Origin of the sequence: Wolbachia endosymbiont of Drosophila baimaii, from assembly GCF_028982185.1 — a bacterium.
Lineage (GTDB): Bacteria > Pseudomonadota > Alphaproteobacteria > Rickettsiales > Anaplasmataceae > Wolbachia > Wolbachia pipientis.
Genome location: NZ_JAPQLE010000125.1, coordinates 8831 through 11478, shown reverse-complemented (window position 1 = coordinate 11478; position 2648 = coordinate 8831). Strand labels below are relative to the sequence as shown.

The following is a 2648-nucleotide window of genomic DNA, read 5'->3' as shown; positions in this document are numbered from 1 at the left end:
TTCTTGAATTTTAGCCGGATTAGTGAGTGGTAGTGAAATTTCTTTTACTCAAATTTAGGTATTCACTGACCGTTCTTGTTGTAAATACCATAATAATAAGCTACTGATATTCTCCACCTTTTTTATCTTTAATCCATCATAGCTAGCGATGCAACAAAGCCCACCGATTCATTCTACTGCAACGCAGAAAATTCGTACAATTGTGCATAATATGGGGCTTCTGGCTACATTTTTCTATTGAACTCACCTTTTCTCTATGTGACAGATTTCGTATTAAATTTTAAATTTAATGCGCCTAGATATACAAGCATTCCTAGCAAAACCATAGGTATAGAAAGCAACTGCCCCATAGTTAAATCAAGCCACAAATAGCCAATTTGATAGTCTGGTTCGCGAAAAAACTCAACGAAAAAACGTGCTATTCCATACCACATAACTGCAATACCAGTTAACGCACCGTGATACAGTCTTATTCTAGTTAAGAAAAACAGTGAATTTGCAACTGCAAAAAGTAGCAGTCCTTCAAAAAGTGCCTCATAAAGCTGGCTTGGATGACGTAGCAAATTATCACCACTCTCTGGAAATACCATACCCCATGGCATAGTTGTAACTCTGCCAAATAACTCTCCGTTTATAAAATTGCCTATGCGACCTAAAAATAAACCTATGGGAACTCCGCAAGAAACTAGGTCCAGTGCATAAAATATAGGAATGTTATGTCTTCTGCAGGAGATTATTACTGCAAGCAAAACTCCTATAGCACCGCCATGAAATGACATCCCTCCTTCCCAGGTCTTCAATATCTCGATAGGGTTGCTTATATAAAGAACTGGATCATATATCAATACGTAGCCAAGTCTACCTCCAAGGATAATACCTACAATAGTGGCTGTTAATAACGAATCGTAAAAATTCTTAGTAAATATTTTTTGGTCATCTAGCCTATGTAAATACCAATATGCAAACACTATACCCAAAACGTAGGCTAAGGAATACCAATATATAGAAACAGGACCGATGCTGAAAATTACTGGATTTAAAGACATATTTTGCTACAAATTATTCTTAGACAATCTACTTTTTTCACGATCCCACTCTCTCTGTTTTATGGTTGCCCTCTTATCGTAGAGTTTTTTTCCTTTTACAATGGCAATTTTAGTTTTTGCCAATCCTTTATCGTTAAAATAGACCGAAAGCGGCACAACAGTTATCCCAGCAGTCTTGATTTGACCAATTAGTTTATTTATCTCCTTTTTATGCAAGAGTAATTTACGTTCCCTTTTTGGTTTATGATTTTTTCGGTTCGCAGCTTTATATTCTGCAATATGCATATTGTGCAGCCATACTTCGCTATTCTTTTCAACAACGTAGGCGTCGGAAATATTTACTTTTCTTTCTCTTAGCGATTTAACTTCACTGCTTAATAAGACCATACCCGCTTCAAATTCTTCTAAGATGAAATATTCAAACCTTGCTTTCCTATTTTCTGCAATAACTTCCATATCTAAAGATATCTTTAAGCTTCAATATATTACAGAGTTTTTGACTTAATTCATAATAAAACAGTTATCCCAATAAATATAAGGTGCCAGGCTAGTCTGATAGCAACAGGATAACAAAAATCAAGTAAATGCTTTTTCTGTCTCTCTAGGCACAAGTTCCTTTACTTCTTTCATTTCAGTTTTAGGCTTTGACATTATATATCGACCAGCACCAACTATGAGCGCAGATCCTGCAGCTAGTCCAATTATTGCTGGTACAGATAGGGCAGTAGCAAATGCAAGTGCAACACCAACTATCACTGCAGTTACAAAACACACAATAACACCTTTTACAATTGCATTTTTTGCAGATTGTTCTTTTTCTTTCACAATTGCATTTTTTCCAATTTGTTTTTCTTCCTTTTTCTCTGGAAGCTGCATTACATCTTTATTTTCAGTAAGATCCTTTGGCGTTTTTTTATTCTCATTTTTTAACGTTCGCTTTTTTTCCGCTTCCTCTAAAAGGTGAATTATACCTTGATATTTAGTAAGGTCTCTTGGCGTTTTTCCATCAACATCTTTTAATGAAGGGTCTGCTTCAGTGTGTAGCAGAACTTCCACCACTTTTATTTTGCCATTTTCAGCAGCAAGATGTAAAGGAGTACGTCTATCACCATTGTTTGCATTAACCTCTGCTCCTTTTGCGATTAGAGTTTTTACTACATCTTCGTGGCCATTTTTAGCAGCAAGATGTAAAGGAGTACGTCTATCACCATTTTTTGCCTTAACCTTTGCTCCTTTTGCGATTAGAGTTTTTACTATATCTTCGTGGCCATTTTCAGCAGCAACATGCAAAGGAGTCCATCTATCAGCATCCTTTATATTAACATCTGCTTTCTCAACTAGAATTTTTACTACCTCTATGTGGTTATTTTCAGCAGCAAGATGTAAAGCAGTACATCTATCATCATTTTCTGCATTAACCTTTGCTCCTTTTTTGATTAGAATGTCTACTACATCTTTATGGCCCTCTCTGGCTGCAAGATGTAAAGGAGTCTCGTCCACAATACCTTCTGCATTAACATCTGCTTTCTCAACTAGAATTTTTACTACCTCTATGTGGTTATTTTCAGCAGCAAGATGTAAAGCAGTACATCTATCATCATT

Annotated in this window: 3 protein-coding genes; all 3 read right to left on the bottom strand. The window is 35.9% G+C overall.

Annotation, left to right across the window (positions count from 1 at the left end):
- Nucleotides 1-254: 254 nt before the first annotated feature.
- Nucleotides 255-1046, bottom strand: a complete 792-nt coding sequence (gene lgt, locus OZD66_RS04400) for a prolipoprotein diacylglyceryl transferase (protein WP_182367039.1) — start codon at nt 1044-1046, stop codon at nt 255-257.
- Nucleotides 1047-1052: 6 nt separating this feature from the next.
- Nucleotides 1053-1502: an SsrA-binding protein SmpB gene (gene smpB / locus OZD66_RS04395; RefSeq protein WP_182319477.1), complete on the bottom strand. Its 450-nt coding sequence runs from the start codon at nt 1500-1502 to the stop codon at nt 1053-1055.
- A gap of 120 nt (nt 1503-1622) precedes the next feature.
- Nucleotides 1623-2648, bottom strand: a 1026-nt coding sequence (locus OZD66_RS04390; protein ID WP_275022329.1) for an ankyrin repeat domain-containing protein, incomplete at its 5' end; no start/stop codon positions are given.

Coding starts and splice junctions, on each gene's coding strand:
- smpB (WP_182319477.1), bottom strand. CDS start 1,502: ATGGAAGTTATTGCAGAAAATAGGAAAGCAAGGTTTGAATATTTCATC.
- lgt (WP_182367039.1), bottom strand. CDS start 1,046: ATGTCTTTAAATCCAGTAATTTTCAGCATCGGTCCTGTTTCTATATAT.